General features: G+C 66.3%; 19 protein-coding genes and 1 pseudogene. 8 read left to right on the top strand and 12 right to left on the bottom strand.

Features of this window, described 5'->3' with window-relative positions:
• Positions 1-5: 5 nt before the first annotated feature.
• Positions 6-1,067 carry a sulfate ABC transporter substrate-binding protein gene (locus tag CFE35_RS01600; protein WP_292927246.1) on the bottom strand — a complete coding sequence of 354 codons (1,062 nt, stop codon included), beginning with the start codon at positions 1,065-1,067 and terminating at the stop codon, positions 6-8.
• 463 nt (positions 1,068-1,530) lie between these two features.
• On the opposite strand from CFE35_RS01600, the gene CFE35_RS01595 reads away from it, so the two are divergent.
• Both CFE35_RS01595 and CFE35_RS01590 read left to right on the top strand, forming a co-directional pair.
• On the top strand, positions 1,531-3,732 hold the full coding sequence (locus CFE35_RS01595) for an RNA degradosome polyphosphate kinase (RefSeq protein WP_292927244.1): 2,202 nt from the start codon (positions 1,531-1,533) through the stop codon (positions 3,730-3,732).
• A 13-nt stretch (positions 3,733-3,745) separates the two neighbouring features.
• Complete coding sequence (locus CFE35_RS01590; RefSeq protein ID WP_292927242.1) at positions 3,746-5,221, top strand: exopolyphosphatase; 1,476 nt, start codon at positions 3,746-3,748, stop codon at positions 5,219-5,221.
• Here CFE35_RS01590 and CFE35_RS01585 read toward each other — a convergent pair.
• On the bottom strand, positions 5,218-6,471 hold the full coding sequence (locus CFE35_RS01585) for a dipeptidase (RefSeq protein ID WP_292927757.1): 1,254 nt from the start codon (positions 6,469-6,471) through the stop codon (positions 5,218-5,220). The two genes, CFE35_RS01590 and CFE35_RS01585, sit on opposite strands and share 4 nt — an antisense overlap.
• Before the next feature lie 71 nt (positions 6,472-6,542).
• Positions 6,543-7,181, bottom strand: a complete 639-nt coding sequence (maiA, locus tag CFE35_RS01580; RefSeq protein WP_292927240.1) for a maleylacetoacetate isomerase — start codon at positions 7,179-7,181, stop codon at positions 6,543-6,545.
• A 120-nt stretch (positions 7,182-7,301) separates the two neighbouring features.
• Here maiA and CFE35_RS01575 point away from each other — a divergent pair, with 120 nt between their 5' ends.
• Positions 7,302-7,616: a PilZ domain-containing protein gene (locus CFE35_RS01575; protein ID WP_292927238.1), complete on the top strand. Its 315-nt coding sequence runs from the start codon at positions 7,302-7,304 to the stop codon at positions 7,614-7,616.
• A 213-nt stretch (positions 7,617-7,829) separates the two neighbouring features.
• Here the strand turns inward: CFE35_RS01575 and CFE35_RS22510 are convergent.
• A pseudogene (locus CFE35_RS22510) lies at positions 7,830-8,189 on the bottom strand (hypothetical protein); the annotation flags it as partial.
• A gap of 99 nt (positions 8,190-8,288) precedes the next feature.
• On the opposite strand from CFE35_RS22510, the gene CFE35_RS22505 reads away from it, so the two are divergent.
• On the top strand, positions 8,289-9,311 hold the full coding sequence (locus tag CFE35_RS22505) for an FAD-dependent protein (RefSeq protein WP_366557101.1): 1,023 nt from the start codon (positions 8,289-8,291) through the stop codon (positions 9,309-9,311).
• Here the strand turns inward: CFE35_RS22505 and CFE35_RS01565 are convergent.
• Complete coding sequence (locus CFE35_RS01565) at positions 9,287-10,633, bottom strand: HD-GYP domain-containing protein (protein ID WP_292927234.1); 1,347 nt, start codon at positions 10,631-10,633, stop codon at positions 9,287-9,289. The genes CFE35_RS22505 and CFE35_RS01565 overlap by 25 nt on opposite strands.
• A gap of 147 nt (positions 10,634-10,780) precedes the next feature.
• Here CFE35_RS01565 and CFE35_RS01560 point away from each other — a divergent pair, with 147 nt between their 5' ends.
• Positions 10,781-11,977 carry an acyl-CoA dehydrogenase family protein gene (locus tag CFE35_RS01560; RefSeq protein ID WP_292927232.1) on the top strand — a complete coding sequence of 399 codons (1,197 nt, stop codon included), beginning with the start codon at positions 10,781-10,783 and terminating at the stop codon, positions 11,975-11,977.
• 3 nt (positions 11,978-11,980) lie between these two features.
• Here the strand turns inward: CFE35_RS01560 and CFE35_RS01555 are convergent, their stop codons facing one another.
• Positions 11,981-12,904: a LysR family transcriptional regulator gene (locus CFE35_RS01555; protein WP_292927230.1), complete on the bottom strand. Its 924-nt coding sequence runs from the start codon at positions 12,902-12,904 to the stop codon at positions 11,981-11,983.
• Positions 12,905-13,033: 129 nt separating this feature from the next.
• Between CFE35_RS01555 and CFE35_RS01550 the strand changes: the two genes are divergently transcribed.
• The 3 genes from CFE35_RS01550 to CFE35_RS01540 all read left to right on the top strand — a co-directional run bounded on the left by CFE35_RS01550 (position 13,034) and on the right by CFE35_RS01540 (position 15,792).
• On the top strand, positions 13,034-13,732 hold the full coding sequence (locus tag CFE35_RS01550) for a pirin family protein (protein WP_292927228.1): 699 nt from the start codon (positions 13,034-13,036) through the stop codon (positions 13,730-13,732).
• A gap of 219 nt (positions 13,733-13,951) precedes the next feature.
• A complete protein-coding gene (locus CFE35_RS01545; RefSeq protein WP_292927226.1) occupies positions 13,952-14,323 on the top strand; it encodes a PilZ domain-containing protein in 372 nt (123 codons plus the stop codon).
• Positions 14,324-14,427: 104 nt separating this feature from the next.
• A complete protein-coding gene (locus tag CFE35_RS01540) occupies positions 14,428-15,792 on the top strand; it encodes an FAD-dependent oxidoreductase (RefSeq protein ID WP_292927224.1) in 1,365 nt (454 codons plus the stop codon).
• 80 nt (positions 15,793-15,872) lie between these two features.
• Here the strand turns inward: CFE35_RS01540 and CFE35_RS01535 are convergent, their stop codons facing one another.
• From CFE35_RS01535 to CFE35_RS01510, 6 genes are read right to left on the bottom strand one after another with little or no spacing between them, the layout of a single operon-like run.
• Complete coding sequence (locus CFE35_RS01535) at positions 15,873-16,367, bottom strand: sarcosine oxidase subunit gamma family protein (protein ID WP_292927222.1); 495 nt, start codon at positions 16,365-16,367, stop codon at positions 15,873-15,875.
• A complete protein-coding gene (locus CFE35_RS01530; RefSeq protein ID WP_292927220.1) occupies positions 16,360-19,125 on the bottom strand; it encodes a 2Fe-2S iron-sulfur cluster-binding protein in 2,766 nt (921 codons plus the stop codon). Before CFE35_RS01530 ends, CFE35_RS01535 begins: the two co-directional genes overlap by 8 nt.
• Entirely contained in the window at positions 19,122-19,385 is a 264-nt protein-coding gene (locus CFE35_RS01525) for a sarcosine oxidase subunit delta (protein ID WP_292927218.1), read from the bottom strand. Before CFE35_RS01525 ends, CFE35_RS01530 begins: the two co-directional genes overlap by 4 nt.
• A gap of 12 nt (positions 19,386-19,397) precedes the next feature.
• A complete protein-coding gene (locus CFE35_RS01520; RefSeq protein ID WP_292927216.1) occupies positions 19,398-20,657 on the bottom strand; it encodes a sarcosine oxidase subunit beta family protein in 1,260 nt (419 codons plus the stop codon).
• Positions 20,654-21,868, bottom strand: a complete 1,215-nt coding sequence (locus CFE35_RS01515) for an FAD-dependent oxidoreductase (protein ID WP_292927214.1) — start codon at positions 21,866-21,868, stop codon at positions 20,654-20,656. Before CFE35_RS01515 ends, CFE35_RS01520 begins: the two co-directional genes overlap by 4 nt.
• Positions 21,865-23,325, bottom strand: coding sequence for an NAD(P)/FAD-dependent oxidoreductase (locus CFE35_RS01510; protein ID WP_292927212.1), 1,461 nt, complete (start codon positions 23,323-23,325; stop codon positions 21,865-21,867). The genes CFE35_RS01515 and CFE35_RS01510 overlap by 4 nt, the downstream gene beginning before the upstream one ends.
• Between the last annotated feature and the right edge of the window lies 1 nt (position 23,326).

Below are 23,326 nucleotides of genomic sequence, written 5' to 3'. Positions count from 1 at the left end.
AGCGCCTACTTCTTGGCGGAAACGCGGTCGAACACACCGCCATCGTCGAAGAAGGTCTTCTGCGCCGCAGCCCAGCCGCCGAAATCCTTGTCGATGGTGACCATCGGGATCGCGGGGAACTGCGCCTTGAACTGCTCGGCGATGGCCGCATCGCGCGGGCGGTAGAAATTGTGCGCGATGGCGGTCTGCGCCTCGGGCGTATAGAGATAGCGCAAGTAGGCTTCGGCCACTTCGCTGGTGCCGTGCTTCTTCGCATTCGCGGTGACAACCGCAACCGAAGGTTCGGCGAGGATCGACAGCGAAGGCGCGACGATCTCGAACTTGCCCTTGCCCAGCTTCTTTTCGGCGAGGAACGCTTCGTTTTCCCACGAGATCAGCACATCGCCGATGCCGCGTTCGACGAACGTGGTGGTCGAACCGCGCGCGCCGCTATCGAGCACCGGCACATGGGCAAACAGCTGCTTCACATAAGCTTCGGCAGCCGCATCGGAGCCGCCTGTCTTCTTGCCCCAGGCCCAAGCCGCCAGGAAGTTCCAGCGCGCGCCGCCGCTGGTCTTGGGATTGGGCGTGATCACCTCGACGCCCGGCTTGATCAGGTCGCCCCAGTCCTTGATGCCCTTGGGATTGCCCTTGCGCACGAGGAACACGATGGTCGAAGTGTACGGCGCGCTGTTGTCCGGCAGGGCCTTCTGCCAATCGGCGGGGAGCAGCTTGCCCTTCTGCGCAATCGCATCGATGTCATAGGCCAGCCCCAGCGTCGCGACATCAGCTTCCAGCCCGTCGATGATCGCGCGGCTCTGCTTGCCCGAACCGCCATGGCTCATGCGGAAGGTCACGTCCTTGCCGGTCTTCTGCTTCCAGAAGGCGGCGAAGGCCGGATTGATCGCCTGATAAAGCTCGCGCGTGGGATCGTAGGAAACGTTGGTAAGCTCGACCGCGCCCGGCTTGGAGCCGCCGCCCGAACAACCCGCCAGCAGCAGACCCAGCGCCAGCGAACCAGCCACGAAAGCGCGCCGGGCAACAACGCGCCCGGGCTGACGGAAGGGCGTGGAATGGGGATCGGTCATGCGTTGTACTCCCGTTTGCGTCAGCCTTGCGGCGTCGGGTCGTCACTAAACTCAATTAAAAAAATAGACATTAGAGTTTTGCTTCACCGCCATGAAGTTAAGCTACCGCATGAGCCGCTTTGGGCTTGCTCACTGGTCCTCACCTCACTTCGAATCAGCTCGCTCTCGCCGCGGCCCACATTAACTCCACTTCAAAGGTAGAGAATAGCCGCGCGACCAAGTGAGGCAAAATCTCGACCAAATGAGTAGACATAATTCGTCACAAGCCGAGTAGTGCCATGGCCAGCTTCTTTCGCGCCGAGCAAAACCCGGCGCGATGGACCGGCAAAAACCCGGCGCGCCCCTTGCCTATCCCGCCCTGCCTCGTGCTATGCCGCGTGCATGTCATCGCTCTGTCGCAATCGGCCACCATGCCGCGCCGCGATCCGCCGCATTCCGGCGGCCGCACGGGGGAGCTTGGGCCATGGATGATCCGTACACAGCGGCAAGCAGGATTGCAGCCGCCGCCAAGCCGCGCCCAGCAAGCGCGGCAGCCGCGCCCACTTATCGTTTTTTCAACCGGGAGTTGAGCTGGCTCGCGTTCAACCGGCGCGTGCTCGCCGAAGCGGAGAACACCAACTACCCGGTACTGGAACGCCTGCGCTTCCTCTCGATCTCGGGCAGCAATCTCGACGAATTCATGATGGTGCGCGTCGCAGGGCTTGCCGCGCAAGTGCGGCAGGGGATCGACGAGCTTTCGATCGACGGCCTGACCCCGGCGCAGCAATTGCAGGCCGCCTACAAGGGCGTGGAGGAACTGGTCCGCGCCCAGCAGGCGATCCTCGCCAGCCTCACAGAACAGCTCGACAGCGCCGGTATCCGCATCATCGGCAACCGCAAGCTGGACAAGGTGCAGTCAGACTGGCTGGCACACTATTTCGAGGAACACGTCTTCCCCGCGTTGACCCCGCAGGCGATCGACCCGGCGCACCCCTTCCCTTTCATCAACAATCAGGGAACCGGCATCCTCTTCACCCTCACGCGCGTGGCGGACGGCGAAGCGGTGACCGAAATGATCCTCGTGCCGCCCGCGCTGCCCCGCTTCGTGCGGCTTCCGGGCGAACCGTCCTGCTGGATCAGCATCGAGGAACTGGTCCTGCGCGGGGCCGGAAAGCTCTTTCCCGGTTTTCGCATCCAGGGCCACGGCACGTTCCGCGTGCTGCGCGACAGCGATATCGAGGTGGAGGAAGACGCCGAAGACCTCGTGCGCTATTTCCGCACCGCGATCCAGCGGCGGCGGCGCGGCAGGGTGATCCTGCTGCAAGTGCAGGAAAACTTCGACCCCGACGCCGAGGCGCTGCTGCGCGACAAGCTGCGGCTCGATCATGCCATGGTGATCAAGGCGGGCGGGTTGCTGGCGATGAACGGGCTTTCCGCCATCGTCGATACCGACCGGCCCGAGCTCAAGTTCGAGCCGTATATCCCCCGCTATCCCGAACGCGTGAGCGAGCATGACGGCGATTGCTTCGCCGCAATCCGCGCCAAGGATCTGGTGATCCACCACCCGTTCGAAAGCTTCGACGTGGTGGTCGATTTCCTGCGGCAGGCCGCTTCCGATCCCGATGTCGTTGCGATCAAGCAGACGCTCTACCGCGCGGGCAAGCAATCGGCGGTGATCGCAGCGCTGATCGCGGCCGCCGAAGCGGGCAAATCGGTGACGGCAGTGGTCGAACTGAAGGCCCGCTTCGACGAGGAGCAGAACCTCCACTGGGCGAGCCAGCTGGAGCGCGCCGGGGTTCAGGTGATCTACGGTTTCGTCGACTGGAAGACCCACGCCAAAGTCTCGATGGTCGTGCGGCGCGAAGGCGAAGGCTACCGCACCTACTGCCACTTCGGCACGGGCAACTATCACCCGGTGACGGCGCGGATCTACACCGACCTCAGCTTCTTCACCGCAGATCCGAAGTTCGGGCGCGATGCGGGCCTGCTGTTCAACTTCATCACCGGCTATATTGAACCCAAGGCCACCGAAATGCTGGCGATTGCGCCCATCGGGGTGCGCCGCAAGCTGTATGAATGCATCGACCGCGAGATTGCGCTGGCCGGAGCGGGCAAGCCGGCGGCGATCTGGGCCAAGCTCAATTCGCTGACCGACAGCCAGCTGATCAACCGGCTCTATGCTGCCAGCGCTGCGGGGGTCGAAATCAACCTCATCGTGCGCGGCATCTGCTGCCTGCGGCCGGGCGTTCCGGGGCTTTCGGAGACCATCCGGGTCAAGTCGGTGATCGGCCGGTTCCTTGAGCACAGCCGCATCTGGGCCTTTGGCAATGGCGCCCCCTTGCCCAACCGGCGCGCGCGGGTGTTCATTTCCTCGGCTGACGGGATGACGCGCAATCTTGATCGGCGCGTGGAAGTGCTCGTGCCGATCCGGAACTCCACCGTACACGATCAGGTGCTCGATCAGGTCATGCTCGCCAACTTGCTCGATACCGAACAAAGCTGGATTCTCGATCCGGACGGTACGTATCACCGCGCCGATCCGGGGCCGAAGCCGTTCAATGTCCACCGCTATTTCATGACCAACCCTTCGCTCTCAGGGCGCGGCGCGGCGTTGGGCAAGGGCCGCAAGGTGCCCAAGCTGGCCCTGCGGCGCGGCGGGCAAACACCAGCGCTCCCCCTGCCATGATCCGGCCCGTGGCATGACCCGCATCACCCGCACCTCTGCCTATGTCCCCACCCGGGCGATCATCGACATCGGTTCGAACACCGTGCGTCTGGTCATCTATGGCGGCCCCGCGCGCGCGCCCGATGTGCTGCACAACGAGAAAGTCACCGCGCGGCTGGGAAAAGGCGTGGCCGAGAACGGCAAGCTGGGCGGCCGGGCTTCGGCAGCCGCCCTGGCCAGCCTTGCACGGTACCGCACGCTCCTCGATCTCAAGGGCATCAACGAGGTTGAGGTCGTGGCGACGGCGGCGGTGCGCGATGCGGTAAACGGGGCGGAGTTCCTCGACAAGATTCGCGCACTCGGCCTTACCCCCCGCCTGCTGAGCGGCGAGGAGGAAGCCGTGACCAGCGCACACGGCGTAATCGGCGCATTTCCGCAGGCGGACGGCGTAGTCGGCGATCTGGGCGGAGGGAGCCTCGAACTGGTCGATGTCGATGCGGCGGGATGCCGGCACGGCACATCGCTGCCACTTGGCACGCTGCGGCTTGCTGCGCTGCGTGCAGGCGGCGAACGCGCCTTCGGCCAAACCATCGCGCGAATGCTCAAGCGCGCGGACTGGCGCGCGGCACCGGGCTCGACGCTCTATCTCGTTGGCGGATCGCTGCGCGCCTTTGCCCGCCATGCGATGGTCGCAACCGGCTGGCCAATTGACGATCCGCACGGCTTCGAAATTGGTGCGGCGCAGGCGCAGGCCATCGCCAAGACCCTCGCGCGCCGCAAGCCCGAAACGCTCACGCCGGTGCCCGGCCTCTCCAGCTCGCGCCTTGCCGCCCTGCCGAATACGGCGGCGCTGCTGTTCGTGCTGATCCGCGCGCTGCAACCGGGCCGCCTCGTGTTCTCCTCGTGGGGGCTGCGCGAAGGGCTGCTGTGGGAACGGATGCCGCCGGGCGTGCAGATGCAGGATCCGCTCGTCGCGGGCGCCGCAGCGTTCACCAGCGAATACGGCATTGCCGCCGGAACCGCGGCGATGGTGACGGGGTGGACCGGCGCGGCGCGGTCTGCCGAGACGGCAACGGGCAGCGAACACTTGCGCCTGACGGCAACCATGCTGTGCCTCGCGTCCGCGATGGTCGAACCCAATTTGCGCGGCGATCTCGCGCGCGACTGGGCTTTGCGCAAACGCTGGATCGGGGCCAGCCCGGCAGACCGCGCAATGCTCGCAGCGGCCATGATCGCCAACACCGGGCGCGCTGATCTTCCGGCAGAACTGGCACGGCTGGCAACGCCGGAGCAGCTGCGCGAGGCGCAGGCTTGGGGCCTCGCGACCCGGCTGTGCCGCCGCTTCAGCGGCAACACCGCAGCCGGGATCAGCGGCAGCGCGCTGCGCGTGGAACATGGCGCACTGGTGCTGGAAGTGCAGCCGCGAACGGCGGTGCTGGTGAACGAAGGCGTGGAGCGCGATCTCAAGGTGCTGGCCGGGCACCTCGGGCTGAAGCCGCTCGTGCGCTAGGTCTTCTCGCGCCCAGCTTCAGCTTCAGCTTCGGCTTCGGCTTCTGCTTCTGCTTCTGCGGCGACGAGAACGCGCAGCACATTGCCCGACCAGACTTTCGCCACGTCCGCCTCGGTATACCCCGCCGCAAGCAGGGCCTTGGTGATCTTCGGCAGATCGACAATGTCCTCAAGGCCGGTCACGCCGCCGCCGCCATCCCAGTCGAGGCCGATGCCGACATGGTCGATCCCCGCGACCTTGATGGCGTGGAGCAGGTTGGCCATCACGTCATCGAAGCCGGCACGCAGTTCGGGATACATGGCATCGATCGCGCGGCGCTCGGCGAGCATGGCCTGCCGTTCTGCGGCGGTCATGGCCTTGTCTTCGGGGTACTTCGCCTCCAGCGACTTCATCGCGGCCTCGCGCTCGGGGCTTTGCTTGAGGCCTTTCACATAGACCGAGTTGATCTGGATGACGCCGCCTGCTGCAGCCAGCGCCTTCAGGTGCGCGTCGTCCACGTTGCGGGGGTGATCGAAGATCGCCTTGCAGCCCGAATGCGTGAGGACGAGCGGTGTCTTCGAAAGGCGCAGCGCATCATCGAGCGCCCGGTCGGAGCTGTGCGAGAGATCGGGGACGACGCCGAGGCGGTTCATTTCGGCAAGCAGCTGGACGCCAAGCGGGCTGAGCCCGTCCCATTTGGCCTTGTCGGTCGAACTGTCGGCAAACTGGTTGGTGCGGAAATGCGCGAAACCGGCGATGCGCACGCCAAGCGCGTGAAAGCTGCGCAGAAGTGTCGGGTCATCGCCTAGCGGCCAGGCGTTTTCGATGGAGAGATAGACCACGCGCTTGCCGCTCGCCTTGATCGCGGCGGCATCGGCCGCCTTGCTCGCCAGCGCGAAGCTTTCAGGGTGGGCGGCGACCATTTCGCGGATCGCGGCGGCCCGCATCAGTGCAAAATCGCGCGCCTTGCGGGTGGATTCGGCATCGAGCGGCCCTTGTGCGGTATAGATCGCCCAGAACCCGCCATCGAGCCCGCCCCGCTTCATGCGCGGCAGATCGACCTGCGTGTAATCGCCCTGCACCGTATGCGCATCCATGATCGACCAGCCCGGCAGCACCAACGAGGCGGGCGTATCGAGGTGGGAATCGAGCGTGAGCAGGCGCTGCTGCAATGCGGCGGCGGGATCGGCAGCCGCCTTGGGCGCGCTGTTGGCAGGGCCAGTGATGAGGATGGCCACCGTTGCGGCGGCGGCGAGAAGGGCAAAGCGCATGGACATGAGCGCAGCTTTCGCCCCCATGCCGGGAATGTCAATCTTGCCGGATCAAGGCCCGGCTGGGTCGATCACGCCGGATCCGCGTCTGCCTGCGCTTCCGGGCGCGCCGCCGCAAAAGCCGGATGCGCGAGGGCGGCGGCTTCGATGGCTTCGAGCCGGGGAAAATCAACCCGCGCACCAAACCGGCGGCCATTGGCCATCTGCGGGATCAGGACCACATCCGCCAGCGTGACCTTGTCACCAAAGCAGAACGGGCCGCTGCGATCTGCAATCAGGCGCGAACAGGCGGCAAGGCCGCTTTCGATCACTTCGCAGGCCCATGCGTCAATCACCGCCTGATCCAACCCCCGTTTCTTGAGCATGCGCAGCACGCGCAAGTTCTGCACCGGGTGAATATCGCACGCCACCGCCAGCGCGAAGGCGCGCACCCGCGCCCGCTCCAGCAGATCGGCAGGCAGCAGCGGCGGCTCGGGAAAGCGCTCCTCAAGGTATTCGATGATCGCCAGGCTCTGCGTCAGCACCGCGCCGTCGATCTCCAGCGCCGGGACCAGCCTTTGCGGATTGCGCGCGACATAGTCGGGCGCGGACTGCGCATTGGCGCGCAGATCATGCGGCACCGCTTCCCATTGCACGCCCTTGAACGCGAGCGCGGTGCGCACCCGCCATGCCGCCGAAGACCGCCAGTATGTGTGCAGGGTCGTGCTCATGCCCATGCGATAGCGCGCAATTGCGCTGCTCGCCATAATTTCCATCCGGTTAAAGAATTTGTAGTCATTGTGGTTCTATAGCGTTCACTGATCCCGTTCAGGGACCTGTCCGGAGATAGCATGTCCGCCGAAATGCCTGCCCAGCGACCGCAGCAGGAGCGCCAGTCCGAACGGCGCCCGCTGATGGTGCGCGTGCAGTATCGGCGCACGATCGTGCGGCTCGCAGCACAAATCCTCGATCTTTCGCGGCATGGGCTGCGGCTGGCGGGCATGGAGCGGCTGCGCGTGGGCGAATGCGTGTGGATCACACTTCCCGGCCTGCCGCCGCGTCAGGCCAAAGTGGTCTGGGTCGATCGCTTTGAGGCTGGCTGCGTGTTCGCCGAGCCGCTGCACGAAGCGGTGTTCGACGCGATTGTTACGGGCCACATGCACTGACGCTTTCCCCGCGCCCGCTGGGCGACTAGGGAAGCGTTCATGCTGCGCCTCACCGAACTCAAGCTTCCCCTCGATCACACCCCCGCCGAGCTTGAAGCCGCCATTGCCGAGCGGCTGGAGATCGAGCCTGCAGAGCTGCTGCGCTATGCCGTGGCGAAGCGCGGCAACGATGCGCGGCGCAAGAGCGCGATCAAGCTGGTCTATGCCATCGATGCCAGCGTGGTGGATGAAGCGGCAGTACTGGCGCGCCATGCCGGGGATACGCAGGTGCGCCCTTCCCCCGATACGGCCTATCGTTTTCCGGTGACGGCCCCGGCAGGCTGGCAGGGTCCGCGCCCGGTGGTGATCGGCGCGGGGCCGTGCGGACTGCTGGCGGCGCTGATCCTTGCGCAGATGGGCCTCAAACCCATCATCATCGAGCGCGGCAAAGCGGTGCGCGCGCGCACGAAGGACACCTGGGCGCTGTGGCGGCGCAGCGAGCTGACCCCGGAATCGAACGTGCAGTTCGGCGAAGGCGGCGCAGGCACCTTTTCCGATGGCAAGCTCTACAGCCGGATCAAGGATCCGCGTCATCTGGGGCGCAAGGTGCTGACCGAGTTCGTGAAGGCGGGCGCACCGCCCGAGATCCTCACCGAAGCGCACCCGCATGTCGGCACCTTCCGCCTCGTCACGATGGTCATGTCGATCCGCGAGACGATCGAGGCGCTGGGCGGCGAATACCGGTTCGAGACGCGGGTCGACGACTTCGTCATTGGCCAGAACGAACGCGGCGAACGCCAGTTGGAAGCCCTCGTCCTCTCAACCGGCGAAGTGCTTCCGGCGCGGCGCGTGATCATGGCGGTGGGCCATTCAGCGCGCGATACCTTTGCCGTGCTGCACAGCGCGGGCGTGCATATCGAGGCCAAGCCCTTTGCCGTGGGGGTGCGCATAGAACATCCGCAGCGGCTGGTCGATGTCGCGCGCTATGGCCCCGGCGCGGGCAATCCGATCCTTGGCCCGGCAGCCTATTCGCTGGCGCACCAGACGAGCGCGGGGCGTTCGGTCTACAGCTTCTGCATGTGCCCGGGCGGGCGCGTGGTGGCGGCAGCATCCGAGCCGGGGCGCGTGGTGACCAATGGTATGAGCCAGTATTCGCGCGCCGAGTTCAATGCCAATTCCGGCCTTGTCGTCGATATCAATCCGGAGCGCGATTATCCCGGCGGGCCGCTGGCGGGCGTGGCGTTTCAGCGCAAGTGGGAAGAACTGGCATTCACCGCTGGCGGCTCCAACTATCAGGCGCCGGGCCAGCGGCTGGAGGATTTCCTTGCCGGGCGGCCCTCCACCGCGTTCGGTTCGATCACGCCTTCGTATCAGCCCGGCGTGAAGCCGACCGATCTGGCGCAGTGCCTGCCCGATTACGCCGTGGCCGCGATGCGCGAGGCGCTGCCGGTGTTCGGCCGCCAGATGCCGGGCTATGATCACCCGGATGTGGTGCTGACGGGGGTGGAAACGCGCACCTCATCGCCAGTGCGGATCACGCGCGGGGCGGATCTGCAAAGCCTCAATACGCAGGGGCTCTACCCGGCAGGCGAAGGCGCAGGCTATGCAGGGGGCATTCTTTCAGCCGCCGTGGACGGCATCCGCGTGGCCGAGGCGCTGGCGCTGGACCTGCTGGGGCAGAACGCCTCGGATCAGGCCGCAGCAGCCCGCGTATAACTTGTCAGCAGCGTTTGGCGCAGCGCACCGAGCGGCGGCAGATCGAGCCCGCCGAGCTGGGCAATGCCGACGATCTCGTCCGCGCCGTAGCACTGCGAAAGCGTGATCACTTCGCCCTTGATCTTGCGTTCGAGCGGCCTTGACCAGAACGTATAGACCGTGGGCAGCGCGCGTTCGGTGGGGTCTTCATCAACCACCATGGCCAGCCGGCCCGAGCGCAGCTCGACAAATGCGCCGATCGGATAGATGCCGACCATCTCGATGAAATCGACCATGATCGCCGGATCGAGGCCGTCGCAGTGCTCGCCCATGTGGCGGATCGCCTCCGCCGGATCGAGCCCGGGATGGCCCCCGGAACTGCCCCCGGAACTGCCCCCGGAACTGCCCCCGGAACTGCCATTGCTGCCCGAGACGAGCAGGTCATACGTGTCGCAGATTGCGGCCATGCGCGAGAGTTGATCGATGTCGCTGCCGGAAAGGCGATGCGGGTAACCCGAGCCATCGAGCCGTTCGTGATGACGCAGGCAGACCTTGAGCACGGCCTCGGGAATATCGCCCGCTGCCTTGAGCAGGGCGTGGCCTGCCAGCACGTGCTGGCAATGCGCATCGGTTTCAAGATCGGAGGCAGGTCCAGCCCAGATATCCGCCGGATGCGGCGGGCCGCCGGTTTCCTGGCTCGCGCCGATATCGATCAGCAGGCCGGCCATGCCTGCCTCGCGCGTTTCGGCGGCGGAAAGGTTCATCTGCCGGGCGAGCGCGATCATCAGCGCGCTGGTGGCAAGCGCGTGGCGATAGGTTTCCTCGCTGTCCTCGCGGCAGCGCAGCAGGCCGTTGAAGGCATAGATGTTGCGCTGGACCGAGGCGTAGATGTCATCGATCAGCGGATCGACGGTGCGCGCGCTGATGCCGCGGCCGAGGCGGGCTTCGATGAACACGCGGCTCACGACTTTGGCATGGCGATCGGCGATCTTGCGCGCGGTGCCGAATTCCTTGGCGGTGGCGACCCGCGCGGCGGCAAACTTGTTGGCGGCGGGGCGCGGCGGCGCGAGCGACATCCCGCGCGCCTGAGGCGGCGCGGCGCTGCCGGTTGAAGCCTGCGCCGAGGCACCGACGTGCGCGGTTTCGCGTTCAGGCACATTATTGAGCCCGCGCTCGGTATCGATGATCACGGCCTCGACCGCGCTGCCCTGCAGCGCCTCGAGCATCCACATTTCCTCGAGCACGAACTTGCTCTTCCAGAAGGGATGCTTGAACCAGCTCCCCTCCAGCTTGTGGATGTACATGCCAAGCCGGAGCTCGGAGGTTTCGACGCGTTTCAACATGGTCCGGGCTGCATGGCACCTTTGTGGCTGAAACTGCCTCACCGGGAAGCTACGCATTAGCCCTCATCGGTGCCTACAAACGGCAATTCCCCCGCCAGCATTTCTTGGCTAGCGTTGGAATGACAGAACAATAACGAGGATGACCCGATGAGCACTGCGCCCCGCAATTCCGGCGCCAATCCCGGCATGGACCCCGAAGTCTTTGCCCAGTTCCTCGAACAGTTGCAGCGCTATGTGCGCGAACGGCTGATTCCCGCCGAGGCAGACGTGATCGCGGGTGACGCGATTCCCGAGGAACTGCTGGCCGAAATGCGCGAGATGGGCCTGTTCGGCCTCACCATGCCCGAGGAATACGGCGGCGCAGGCATGAACATCAGCCAGTATATCGAGACGATCCACGCGATCAGCTATGCGATGCCCGCGTTCCGCTCGATCATCTCGATCAACATCGGCATGGTCTGCTCGGCGATCAAGAACGCGGGCACGCCGGAGCAGAAGGCGCAGTGGCTGCCCCGGCTCGCGGCGGGCGACATTGCCGCATTCGGGCTGACGGAACCCGGTTCGGGCTCGGATTCGGCGGGGCTTGCCACGATGGCGGTGCGTTCGGGCAACGGCTACGTGCTCAATGGCACAAAGCGCTACATCACCAACGCGCCCTACGCCAAAGTTGGCCTGATCATGGCCCGCACCTCCAAGGAAAACCTGCCGAGGAACGCGCACGTTTCGGCCTTCCTCGTGCCGCTCGACACACCGGGCGTCACGCGCGGCAAGTCTGACCGGAAGATGGGCCAGCAAGGCAGCCATATCGGCGACCTCATTCTGGAAGACGTGTTCGTGCCAGGCGATGCGCTGCTCGGCGGCGAGGAGGGCCGGGGCTTTGCCACCGCGATGCAGAGCCTCGACAACGGGCGGCTTTCGGTGGGCGCGGCGGCGACGGCGCAGGCGCGGCGGTTCCTCGATACCGCAATCCGCTATGCCAATGAACGCAAGGCCTTTGGCGAACCGATTGCCCAGTTCCAGCTGATCCAGGCGATGCTGGCCGACAGCCAGGCCGAGATCTACGCCGCGCAGTGCATGATGCGCGACGCCATCGCGAAGGCCGATTTCGGGCAGAAGATCCTGATGGAAGCCGCCGCCTTCAAGATGTTCGCCTCCGAAATGTGCGGGCGCGTGGCGGACCGCTGCGTGCAGATCCACGGCGGCGCGGGCTATCTGGCGGAATACGAGGCCGAGCGCTTCTTCCGCGATGCGCGCATCTACCGGATCTACGAAGGCACCACGCAGATCATGCAGCTCGTCATCGCGAAGCAGATGCTGAAGGATTTCGCGGCGGGGGTCGGCTGAGCGTCAGATATCGGGGACGATGCTTGCGTCGCTTTCGCCCAGCGTGACAAACTGATCGAGCAGCCACTGCGCGGCTGGCCCCGGCGGGCAATCCCGCCGCCAGATCGCGGTGAAGCGATAGGCACCGCCGGGGTGATCGGGCATGGCGAGGCGCGTGAGCGTGCCCGCCGCCAGATCGCCTTCCACCATTGGCAGCGGCATGTTGCCCCAGCCGATCCCTTCGCGCAGCAGGGCGTGCTTGGCGCTCAGATCCGCCAATCGCCAGGTCTTCGGGCTGACCACGCCGAAATCGCGCCCCGCCGTCGTGCCGGAGCGGTCCGAGAGCACGAGCTGGATATAGTCCCTGCCAGCGCCGGGCAGAATCTCGGTCATGCGGCCCAGCGGATGATCGGGCGCGGCAACGGGGACGAGGAGCGTGGCCCCCGCCACCCTGCCCTCGATCTCGGGAACTTCGGCGGCGAGCGGGCCGGAGATGCCGATGGTGGCCGTGCGCGCCAGCACCATTGCGCTGACCGCGCCAAGCGCTTCGACATGCAGGCGCAGCTGGACCGTGGGGAACGCGCCCGCAAATCCGCGCAGCACGGCCGCGAGGCGTTCGGGCGGGACCATGACGTCCACCGCCAGATCGACTTCGGCCTCCAGACCTTCCAGCAGGCCTTTCACTTTGGCGCGCAAGCTGTCGACGCCTTGGGCAATGGCGCGCGCTTCGGCCAGCAGCGCGCGGCCCGCCACGGTGAGCTGGGGTTTGCGTGTGCCTTCCCGGTCGAACAATGAGACGCCAAGCTGCGCTTCGAGATTGGCGACCCCATAGCTGATCGCCGAAACCGCGCGGCCCAGCGTGCGCGCGGCGCGGGCGAAGCTGCCGGTATCAACTATGGTGAGGAAGATGCGCAGCTGATCGAGGGTGGGGGTGCCGGGCGTGGGCATTGTTCTGATCTTTCGAACAAATGAGTGCACTTTATCCCACTGAGCAGGTAAGCCGGCAAGCGCTATATCGGCTCCAACGCAAGCGCCCTGCCCTACACTGAGAGCGGGGGCGCGAAAGGAGAACAGGCCATGATCGAACTGCGTCCCTTTGCCAGCCTCGGCGGTGAGAACCACGGCTGGCTTGATGCCAAGCACCACTTCTCGTTCGCCGGGTATCACGATCCGGCGCGGATGAACTGGGGGAACCTGCGCGTCTGGAACGACGATACCGTCGCGCCGAAAAGCGGTTTCCCGCCGCACCCGCACCGCGACATGGAAATCATCACCTACGTGCGCGAAGGCGCGATCACGCACCAGGACAGCCTTGGCAACAAGGGCCGGACCGAAGCGGGCGACGTGCAGGTGATGAGCGCGGGCACCGGCATCCGCCATTCGGAATACAACATGGAGGACGTCACCACCCGCATCTTCCAGATCTGGATCATGCCCACCCGCAGCGGCGAAGCACCGGGCTGGGGCGCGCGGCCCTTCCCCAAAGGCGAGCGGGCCGGGCAGTTCGTGGCGCTGGCCTCCGGTTATGAAGGTGATGGCGATGCGCTGCCGATCCGCACCGATGCACGCGTGCTGGGCGCGGCGCTGCGCGCGGGCGAGACCGCGATCTATCCGCTGGGGTCTGCCCGCCGCGCCTACCTCGTCCCGGCGACGGGCGCGGTCAGGATCGAGGGCGTGACCGTGAATGCCCGCGATGGCGCGGCGATCAGCGATGTAGAGGAACTGCGCGTGACCGCGCTGGAGGACAGCGAGATCGTCATGGTCGACGCGGCCTGAAGACTTGGCAAGACGGCGCTCCGGTCAAAAACCGGGGCGCCAACCAAGATTGTGTAAATTTATTGCTGGAACTGGGCAATTCCACCTAGATCCATAACGGATCGTTTACCGGTTTCGGTCCATTGTGGTCTGAAGGCGCAGTGCTTGCGCTGATCGGCTAGATGCAAGGCAGTGGTACGATCAATGTCGTTCATGGCTCCCATTGTCCCGGAACATCAGGTGGCCCGGCCGCAGCGCCAGCCCCGCATCATCCGTGCGCGGCTTGTTCACCGTGATGGCGAGGTGCAGGACATCGTAATCCGCAACGTCTCCGAGATCGGACTTGGCGCCAGCGCGCGTGGGCCTGCCCCGGTGCGCGGCGAGCACGTCACTGTCGTGCTGCCGGGCGAGCAGGAAGCGACCGGCATTGTCCGCTGGTATGGTGGCCACACCTTCGGCATGCAGCTTGATCACCCGCTCGATCTCGAAGCGCTGGGCCGCGCGCTCCAACGTCAGGCGCATGTCGCGCAAGTTTCAGGCGAGTGGAAGGTGGAGACGCGCCACCGAGTCACTACGCCCATGTCCGATCCCTCCCGCATCCGCCGCGTCTGACTACCCATCACATGAACTGAACCTCCACATCAGACTTGCTAAGTGGCAACCGGCAGCCCCCCGGCCGGTTGACCAACCCCGCGCAGGCGTCATGCTCTGCGACCATGACAAAACAGATCGAAGAACCCGCCCGCCGGATCGATGTGATCCACGAGACCGACGTGCTCGTGGTGGGTTCAGGCCCCGGCGGACTTGCCGCCGCGCTCGCCTCTGCCCGCGCGGGCGTGAAGACCACACTCGTTGAACGCTATGGCTGCTTTGGCGGCAATATCACCCAAGTCGGCGTTGAAGGCTTTGCCTGGTACCGCCACCCTGAAACCATCGACAGCGAAGGCATCGGGCGCGAGTTCGAGGACCGTGCGGTCGCCATGGATGCCGCCCTGCCCGAACCGCAATCGATCAGCCACGCGCTCGATGCCGAAGCATTCAAGCACGTCGCCGACGTGCTGGTGACCGAGGCAGGCGTGATCCCCATGCTGCACCGCCTCGTCGTCGCGCCCATCATGGAAGGCGATACGATCAAGGGCGTGATCGTGGAAAGCAAGGCGGGGCGGGAGGCTATTCTTGCCGCCCGTGTGATCGACGCGACCGGAGACGCCGACCTTGCCCATCGCGGCGGTGCGCCGACGATCAAGCATCCGGTGGATGAGATGATGTCGGTCTCGGTCATGTTCTCGATGAGCGGCGTCAACAAGACGCGCTTCATCGACGCCGTGAAGGAAGATCCGCAGACGTATGGTGATTGGTCCGGCGGCGGCGAGTGGGACATCACCACGAGCGGCAAGGAGGACGCGATGTTCTCGCCGTTCCTCAGGAAGCCCTTCCGGCAGGCGCTGAAAGCCGGACTGCTGCCGCCCAATCTCGCGACCATCGCGGGCACATGGGGCACGGTTTCCGATCAGGGCGACCTCACCTACCTCAACCTCGTTCACCACTACCTCGATGGCACCGACCCTGACAGCCTGACGCGCGGCGAGATGGATGGGCGTGCTGATGCGATGCACGCGATTGCCGCGCTGCGCGGCTTCATGCCGGGCTGCGAGGGAGCCAAGCTGCGCAACTTCGGGATGACACTGGGCGTGCGCGACACGCGCAAGATCGATGCGGCCTACAACATGACCGGCGATGATGTGCGCGGTCAAGGCCGGTTCGACGATTCCATCGGCATCTTCCCGGAATTCATCGACGGCTACGGGCTGCTGATCCTGCCCACCACGGGGCGCTATTTCCACGTGCCCTATCGTTCGCTGTTGCCCAAGGGCATCCGGAACCTGCTAGTCGCGGGCCGCGTGATCGGCGGCGACAAGGTGAGCCATGCGGCGGTGCGCAACATGATGTGCTGCGCCGTATCTGGCCAGGGCGCAGGCGTCGCGGCGGCGATTGCGGTGAAGACCGGGCGCGATTTTGCGGCGGTGGATATCGGCGCGGTGCAGGCCGAATTGCGGCGGCAGGGCGCGCGGATCCACTGATCGAACGCGTGTAGCCATGCCGCTCTGGATCCCCGCGCAGGCGGGGATCCAGAGCGGTCAGGCACCTTCCCTCGCGGCCCTCAAGCCCCCAGCAGCGGCAGGGCATCATCCCAGAAGTGGTGCAGGCCTTGCGCAAAGCTGGCGGGCACAAAAGCCACGCAGGCGTCGGCGCTTTCGGCCCAGAGCCGCACGCCGACATGGTCGATCACAGTGGCCGCCGTCGCGCCCACCGGGAAAGCCGCAGGGCTGGTATCGAACACGCCGCCTTCAAGCAGCAGCTCGCGCCAATGCGGCCCGGCGAGGCGGAACCGCACGATCCCCCCGCCAATCGCGGTGAGCGCACCATCATCGCCGAGCGTATCGGCCAGAACCGAAACGTCACCTTCGGCCAGCCACACGGTCGGCTCAAAGCGCATCAGGGTGATGGCGGCATTGGCGGCGCTGCGTCCCATGGCGGGCAGCGCAAAGCCCAGCGCCTTGTGCACGCGCGTGGCCACCGCCTGCGGATTGCTCCAGAGTTCCAGCGCGTGGAGCGGCGCGGCGGGGAGCATGGTGATCGAGGTGGCGTCAGTCACGGTAGCGTTCCCCGGCAGGATCGTAGAAGTGCGGCGAGGTGACGCGCACGCGGGCCTTTTCGCCGCGCGTGGGTGAGGTCACGATCAATTCCTCGCCGTGGCGCTTGTGCCCGCCCTCCAGCAGCGCGAGCGCGATGGCCCCGCCCTCCAGAATGCGGCGCGCGGCGGCCGTGACATGGCCCTGCGGCGATTGGCCCGCGTGCTGGATCAGCATCCCGCCTTCGGGGATCGGCCCATCGAGGCTGACAAGGCCGACGAGGTTGTTGCGGTTCGGGGCGCTGAGCGCAGGCCGCGTCAGCCCCGCCGCGCCGATGAAACCGCCCGCCTTGTTGAGCATTCCGCCCAGCCCGAGATCGTGCGGGGTGGAGCGGCCATCGACTTCGCCGCCGACGACCACATGGCCCTTCTCGATGCGCAGCAGTTCCATCGCTTCGAGGCCATAGGGCGCGCCGCCTTCGGCCCGCGTCGCGGCTTCGATGGCGCGCCACACTTCGGCAGCCTGCATCGCCTCGACATGGATTTCGAACGCGCGCTCGCCGCTGTAACTGGCGGCGAGAACATGGACCGGTGTGCCTGCCAGCACGCCCGGCGCATAGCCCATGTGGCGCGGCGGTTCGGTTCCGATCAGGCCCGCAAGGATCGCGCGGGCGCGCGGGCCAGCCAGCGCGATGCCGGCGTAATGCTCCTGCACGTTGACCACCGAGCACTTCAGGTCCGGGCGCAGCGAATTGCGCACATAGGAAATGTGGTGCGCCATGCGGTCTGCGCCGCCGGTCGAACTCGTCAGCAGGTAGCGGTTTTCAGCCAGACGCCACACGGTGCCATCATCGAACACGAAGCCGTCTTCGCGCAGCATGAAAGTGTAGCGCCCGCGCCCGACAGCAAGCTTTCCAACGGTGGTGGCACAGACCAGTTCGAGCAGCGCGGCGGCATCGGGACCGCTGACTTCGAACTTGCCGAGCGTGGACACGTCGCTGAGGCCTGCCACGGTGCGCACGGTCTGCGCCTCACGCAGCGATGCGGCGACAAGGCCTTCGCCGTCCACCGGATAGGCGCGCGGGCGGTACCAGTAGCCCAGCGGCTGCCAGATCGGCTCTTGCGCTTCGTGCAGCGCATACAAGGGGATCCGGCGCACGTGTGCCCCCGCATTGCGTGCGCCGGCGCCTGCCATGAGGCCCATGGTGACGGGCGTGTACGGCGGGCGAAACGTGGTGAGACCGGCCTGCGGCACGGTCACGCCCTGCTTTTCGGCAAGGCGCGAGAGCGCGGTCATGTTGCTGGTCTTGCCCTGATCGGTCGCCATGCCCAGCGTGGTGTAGCGCTTGAGGTGTTCGACCGAGCGGTAGCCTTCCTGCCACGCCAGATCGATATCGGCGAGGCTGACGTCGTTCTGGAAATCGACAAAGCTCTTCTTCGCCTTGCCTACGGGCGCAATGGCCGGTGCGGGCGGCGGATTGAGCGCGCTGCCGACAGTCTCGCACACCTGCGGGTTTTCACCCGGAATGAAGGCCTGCGCTTCATCGGACCAGGTGAGTTTGCCGCCTGCCTGCATGTGGAGGTGCGAGACGGGGACGAAGCCGCCCGAAACCGCGATGAGGTCTGCGTCGAAGCTCTGCTCGCTGCCGCCGATCACGGCGGTGACCTTGCGCAAGCCGTGCTTGCGGCCTGTGACGCTGGCGGGGCGCGCATCGTGATAGACGGTGACGCCAGCGGGCGCGGCGGGGCCGGAAGCCCGCGCATCCAGCAGCGCAACGACCTCCGCGCCCGCTTCCACAAGCGCTTCGGCGGTCAGGTACGCATCATCGTTGTTGGTGGCGATCACCACGCGCTTGCCCGGCAGCACGCCCCAGCGGCGCACATAGCTGCGCACGGCTTGGCTGAGCATGACGCCGGGATGGTCGTTGTTGGCGAACGGCACCGGGCGCTCGATCAGGCCGGTGGCGAGCACCACCCGCCCTGCCCGCACGTGCCAGAGCCGCTGGGCAAAACCATGCGGCGGGACCGCGCCGGGTTCGGCAAGGCGCTGGGTGAGCGTAAGGAAATTGTGGTCCCAATAGCCCGACGCCGTCGTGCGCAGCAGCACTTTGCCGCCGAGCGCCTCGATCCGTTCGATCATGGCGGCAGGATCGATGGCGGGATCGGGATCGCGCAGCAGCGAACCGCCGGGTACGCTATCCTGCTCGACCAGCATGACGCGGCTCCCCGCCTCTGCCGCTTCCAGCGCAGCCTTGAGGCCCGCCGGGCCGGAGCCGACGACGAGAACGTCGCAGAAACCGGCGCGATGGGAGAAGTTGTCAGGGTCCGCTTCGGTCGGCGCATTGCCGAGCCCGGCGGCGCGGCGGATGAAGCCTTCGTAGCGCAGCCAGTGCTTCGCCGGGCCGAAGAAGGTCTTGTAGTAGAACCCGGCGCTCAAGGCAGGGGCGGCAAGGCCGAAGATCGACGCGGCGTCGAACGACAGGCTGGGCCAGCGGTTCTGGCTCTGAGCGACCATGCCGGGATAGACGAACACATCCGTCGCGCGAGTGTTCGGCTCGGCCCGCCCGCCAGTGCCGACGGTGACGAGCGCGTTGGGCTCTTCGATCCCTGCGGTCATGATCCCGCGCGGGCGGTGATACTTGAAGCTGCGGCCGACAAGACCGATGCCGTTCGCCAGCAAAGCGGCGGCGAGCGTGTCGCCGGGTTGGGCGTGGTAGATGGTGCCGTCAAAGGTGAACGGAATGGTTTCCGCGCCAGTGGCGGAACGGTTCGGGCCGCTCATGCCAGCGCCTCCGGGCCGATGGCTTTCACGGCAGTGATTTCATGCGTCACGCGGTGGCGCGTAAGCACCATCCACGCGCGGCAGCCATACGTATGGCGCCAGATTTCGTCGTCCAGCCCCATCGGATTGGCGCGGGTATAGAGCGCCTGCATCGCGGCGTGGGCATCCGCAGCGGGATCGACGACGGAGTCGGTCGTGCGCTCGTAGGTGAATTCGGTCTGGGCGCGGGGGCCGCAGTGGGGACAGGTGATCTGGTACATGGTGAACCTGCCTCAGCGGTGGTTCGGCATGGGGCCGACCGCAGTTTCGTCGATGGTGGCCCCGGTCATGAAGCGTTCGAGGCTGAAGGGCGCGTTCAATTCGTGCGGCTTGCCGGTGGCGAGCGTGTGGGCATAAGTCCAGCCCGAGGCGGGGGTCGCCTTGAAGCCGCCGTAGCACCAGCCTGCATTGAGGTAGAGCCCGTCGATCGGCGTGGTGCCGATGATCGGCGCGCCATCGAAGCTCATGTCCGTCACGCCCGACCAGGTGCGCAGCATCCTGAGGCGCGAGAGTGCAGGCATGAGGGTGACGGCCTGCGCGATGGCCCCTTCCTTGATCGTGGGCTGGCCGCGCCGGGCATAGCTCGGCCAGTTGTCCGGATCGCCGCCCATCACGATGCCGCCCTTGTCGGACTGGCTGATGTAGCAATGGAGCGATTGCGACATGATCACCGACTGCACCATCGGCTTGACGCCTTCAGTGACAAGCGCCTGCAAGGTCTGCGATTCAATCGGCAGCCGGAGGCCCGCGAGGCCCGCGACATGGCCGCTATGGCCCGCGACGCAGATGCCGGTGCGCCCCGCAAGAATGCGGCCGCGCGTGGTCTCGACCCCGGTGATGCGGTTGCCGTCCTTGATGAAGCCCGTCACTTCGCACTTCTGGATGATATCGACGCCCAGAGCGTCCGCCGCGCGGGCATAGCCCCACGCGACCGCATCGTGGCGGGCCGTCCCTGCGCGCCTCTGGATCAGCGCGCCGTCGATGGGGAAGCGGGAATTGCGGGAGAGATCGAGCAACGGCTCGATCTTAGCGATCTGCTTCGGGGTGAGCAGTTCGGCATCGATCCCGTCGCAGCGCATGGCATCGCCGCGCTCGGCCAGCTTGATCATGTCGCCATCGTTGTGGCCCAGGAACATCGCGCCGCGCGGGCTGAACATGACGTTGTAGTTGAGCTCGTCGCTCATGCCGTGCCACAGCTTGAGGCCGAACTCGAACAGGTTGTGCAGCTGCGGCAGGCGGTAATTGGAGCGCACCAACGTGGTGTTGCGCCCCACATTGCCGCCGCCGATCCAACTCTTCTCCAGCACCGCAACATTGCGGATGCCGTGGACTTTGGCGAGGTAGTAGGCCGCTGCCAGCCCGTGCCCGCCGCCGCCGATGATGATCACATCATAGCTCGCGCGCGGCTCCGGATCGCGCCACGCCGGTTCCCAGTGCTTTTGCCCGTTGAAAGCGCCGCGCAGCAGGCTGAAGGCGGAATAGGGCGTCTTCATGCCGCGCGTTCGGCGTTCAGCGGTTGCCACCCGCGCTGTTCGCGCCAATCGGGAGCAATCCCGGCGAAGCGCGAAAGGCTCAGTTTGGCGATATCGGTGAAGCTGCACTGACCATCGACGACCAGATCGCGGATCGCATGGCCCGATGCGGGCGAAAGGCCGAAGCCGACGCCGGACATCGTGGCGATGGTGACGTTTTCGGGATCGCCCATGCGGTCGATGATCGGGCGGCCATCGGGCGAGTTTTCGACAATTCCGGCCCATGAACGGATCACGTTGAGGTGCGCCGCCTTGGGGAACAGTTCCGCCACCCGGCGCGCAAGATTGCGCGTGAGCGGCGAGCTGGGCCGCGCGGGCGGGCCAGCCTCGAAGGTTTCGAGCCATTCGTGCGGACCGCCGCCATAGGCGAGGTTGCCGCGCAAGGTCTGGCGGCCATAGAGCCCGTTGCCGTCCACGCCGCCGATGGGCATCATCGGCGCGGGTTCGGTGACGATCATTTCGGCGCGCGCGGCCGCAAGCGGGACTTCGACGCCGAGCTTGGCCATCAGCCCTGCAATCTGGGGCCCTGCCGCAACAACAACCGCATCGCATTCATGGCGAACCCCGCCTGCACGGACCGCAACGACCTTGCCGCCCTGCGTCTCGAAGTCCGTCACCGGGCTGTGCTGATAAATCCGCCCGCCCAAATCCTGCAAAGCCCACGCATAGGCCTGCACGCTGCGCTGCGGGTTGGCGTGGCCGCCGAAGCGGTAGTGCATCCCGCCCACGCAATTGTCGCCCGCGAGCGGCACCATCGCGCGGACCTGATCGGCCTCCAGCAGATCGACGCGGTAGCCCATCTCGTTGTTCATCTTGGCGATGTAGTGATACTGGCGGAGCTGCTTCTCCGTCACCGCCATCACGATGCGCTCTTTCTGGTGCTCGGTGGGATAGCCGAGCAGCGCGTCCATGTGCGGCCACATGCGCTGTTCTTCGAGGAACAGCGGGCTTTGATAGTGCGAAGCGCCGCCGCCATTGCGGCCCGAGGCTTCCCAGCCGACGATGCCCTTGTCGAGCACGGTGACCTGTGCGCCCGAACGCGCGAGCCACCAGCCTGCGCTGAGCCCGGTCACGCCGCCGCCGACGATCACGACTTTCATGGCGCTGGCGGTGCCTGCGATGGCCGCCATGGTTTCCTGCGGGTTTTCCCGCCCTGCGTTCAAGGTGCTCACAGGCTCATGTTCCCGGCGATGGCTTGCTGGTGCTCCCGCTCGCGCGGGGTGTCGATATCGCGGTAGGGCACCCACTGGGTGGGAATGCCGAACCACACGTCCCAACCGCTGCGCATGTCCTCGCTCTCTTCCCAATCGGCCAGGATGCGCAAGGGCAGCGGGCGCACCGGCGCACGGTGGGTGGCGAGCGGGACCAGGCCGAACGGGCCGTCTGCGGCCATCGCCAGCATCATCGCCACCTGATCCCGGCAGCGGCGGCCCTGGCACACGCCCATTCCTGCGCGCGTCAGGCGCTTGATCTGATCCGGATTGGGCGGACCGTCCTTGATGAGGGTATCGAGCGAACGCGCAGCCATCGGCGCGGGGCGTTCGAGATAGCGCGGCGGCTGCACGCCGAGCAGATCGGCGCGGGTCACTTCCTCGCACTGGCAGACAATGGTGTCGGGCGCGGAGAGCTTGCCGAGTTCGCGCGCCCATTCCATGCGGTAGACCACGTGGTCGAAGCCGGTATCGGCAAGGCCCGCACAATCGCCGACACAGCGGATGCCTGCGTTCTCGCCCGGAATGTAGCCGCCGCGCGCGCCATCCAGCACGCGCTTGCCGCCCATCGCGTCAATCAGCTCGATCGAGGGGACGAGGCCGATGGCCAGGACCACGGTATCGCAGGCGATCTCTACCCCCGAACGCAGGCGCACGCTTTCCACGCCGTCGATCCCGCCTTTGGCTTCGGCTACCGCGTCATCAAGATAGAACGGGATCTGCGCGGCGCGGACAGCCTCTGCCAGCGCGGCATCGCCCTGCGGCGCGCTGCGCACTTCGACAAGGCCCGCGACATCGACGCCCTTTTCGCGCGCCAGCAGCGCCGTTTGCAGCGCCAGATCGTGGCTGCCCATCAGCAGCACGCGCTTGCCCGCAAAGGCCTCATAGCGGCTGAGCAGCATGGTGAGCGCGGCAGCCCCCATCACGCCGGGCTGGTTCCAGCCGGGAAAACCGATGGCAAGATCACGCGCGCCCGTGGCGAGCACGAGTTCACCGAAGCCGACCAGCCAGCCGCGCGTGGCATCGGCCAGCGCGACCACGGCTTCGGGCAGCGCGGCCATGCCGGGGCCGTTGCGATAGACGCCCCATGCGCTGGTGCCGAGCAGCACTTCGACGCCCGCTTCCATTGCGGCTTCAAGGCCCGGCTCGCTCATGAACACCGTTTCGAGCATGCGCTCCGCGTTCTGGGTCGCGGCGGTCATGCGGCCGCCGAAGAACAGCGGCACATCGTTGCCCATCGCCGCGCCGGGCACGGGGTGTTCGTCCACCAGCAGCACCGTCTTGCCTGCTGCCGCCCCTTCGCGCGCAGCGGCGATCCCCGCAGGGCCAGCGCCGATCACGACAAGGTCATAGCGCGCTTCGGGCGCGGGCAGGCGTGTGCCGATCGCCGAGTCGTCGGTTCCGTTGTTGGGGTGCATT

Source organism: Novosphingobium sp. PASSN1 (assembly GCF_002278815.1).
Note: the sequence above shows the minus strand (reverse complement) of the source record. Positions and strands in the feature narration are given on the sequence as shown.

What these genes read in the sequence shown, in the direction of transcription:
- CFE35_RS01600 (WP_292927246.1), bottom strand. Translation starts at nt 1,067, where the DNA reads ATGACCGATCCCCATTCCACGCCCTTCCGTCAGCCCGGGCGCGTTGTT.
- CFE35_RS01595 (WP_292927244.1), top strand. Translation starts at nt 1,531, where the DNA reads ATGGATGATCCGTACACAGCGGCAAGCAGGATTGCAGCCGCCGCCAAG.
- CFE35_RS01590 (WP_292927242.1), top strand. Translation starts at nt 3,746, where the DNA reads ATGACCCGCATCACCCGCACCTCTGCCTATGTCCCCACCCGGGCGATC.
- CFE35_RS01585 (WP_292927757.1), bottom strand. Translation starts at nt 6,471, where the DNA reads ATGCGCTTTGCCCTTCTCGCCGCCGCCGCAACGGTGGCCATCCTCATC.
- maiA (WP_292927240.1), bottom strand. Translation starts at nt 7,181, where the DNA reads ATGAGCACGACCCTGCACACATACTGGCGGTCTTCGGCGGCATGGCGG.
- CFE35_RS01575 (WP_292927238.1), top strand. Translation starts at nt 7,302, where the DNA reads ATGTCCGCCGAAATGCCTGCCCAGCGACCGCAGCAGGAGCGCCAGTCC.
- CFE35_RS22505 (WP_366557101.1), top strand. Translation starts at nt 8,289, where the DNA reads ATGGTCATGTCGATCCGCGAGACGATCGAGGCGCTGGGCGGCGAATAC.
- CFE35_RS01565 (WP_292927234.1), bottom strand. Translation starts at nt 10,633, where the DNA reads ATGTTGAAACGCGTCGAAACCTCCGAGCTCCGGCTTGGCATGTACATC.
- CFE35_RS01560 (WP_292927232.1), top strand. Translation starts at nt 10,781, where the DNA reads ATGAGCACTGCGCCCCGCAATTCCGGCGCCAATCCCGGCATGGACCCC.
- CFE35_RS01555 (WP_292927230.1), bottom strand. Translation starts at nt 12,904, where the DNA reads ATGCCCACGCCCGGCACCCCCACCCTCGATCAGCTGCGCATCTTCCTC.
- CFE35_RS01550 (WP_292927228.1), top strand. Translation starts at nt 13,034, where the DNA reads ATGATCGAACTGCGTCCCTTTGCCAGCCTCGGCGGTGAGAACCACGGC.
- CFE35_RS01540 (WP_292927224.1), top strand. Translation starts at nt 14,428, where the DNA reads ATGACAAAACAGATCGAAGAACCCGCCCGCCGGATCGATGTGATCCAC.
- CFE35_RS01530 (WP_292927220.1), bottom strand. Translation starts at nt 19,125, where the DNA reads ATGAGCGGCCCGAACCGTTCCGCCACTGGCGCGGAAACCATTCCGTTC.
- CFE35_RS01525 (WP_292927218.1), bottom strand. Translation starts at nt 19,385, where the DNA reads ATGTACCAGATCACCTGTCCCCACTGCGGCCCCCGCGCCCAGACCGAA.
- CFE35_RS01520 (WP_292927216.1), bottom strand. Translation starts at nt 20,657, where the DNA reads ATGAAGACGCCCTATTCCGCCTTCAGCCTGCTGCGCGGCGCTTTCAAC.
- CFE35_RS01510 (WP_292927212.1), bottom strand. Translation starts at nt 23,325, where the DNA reads ATGCACCCCAACAACGGAACCGACGACTCGGCGATCGGCACACGCCTG.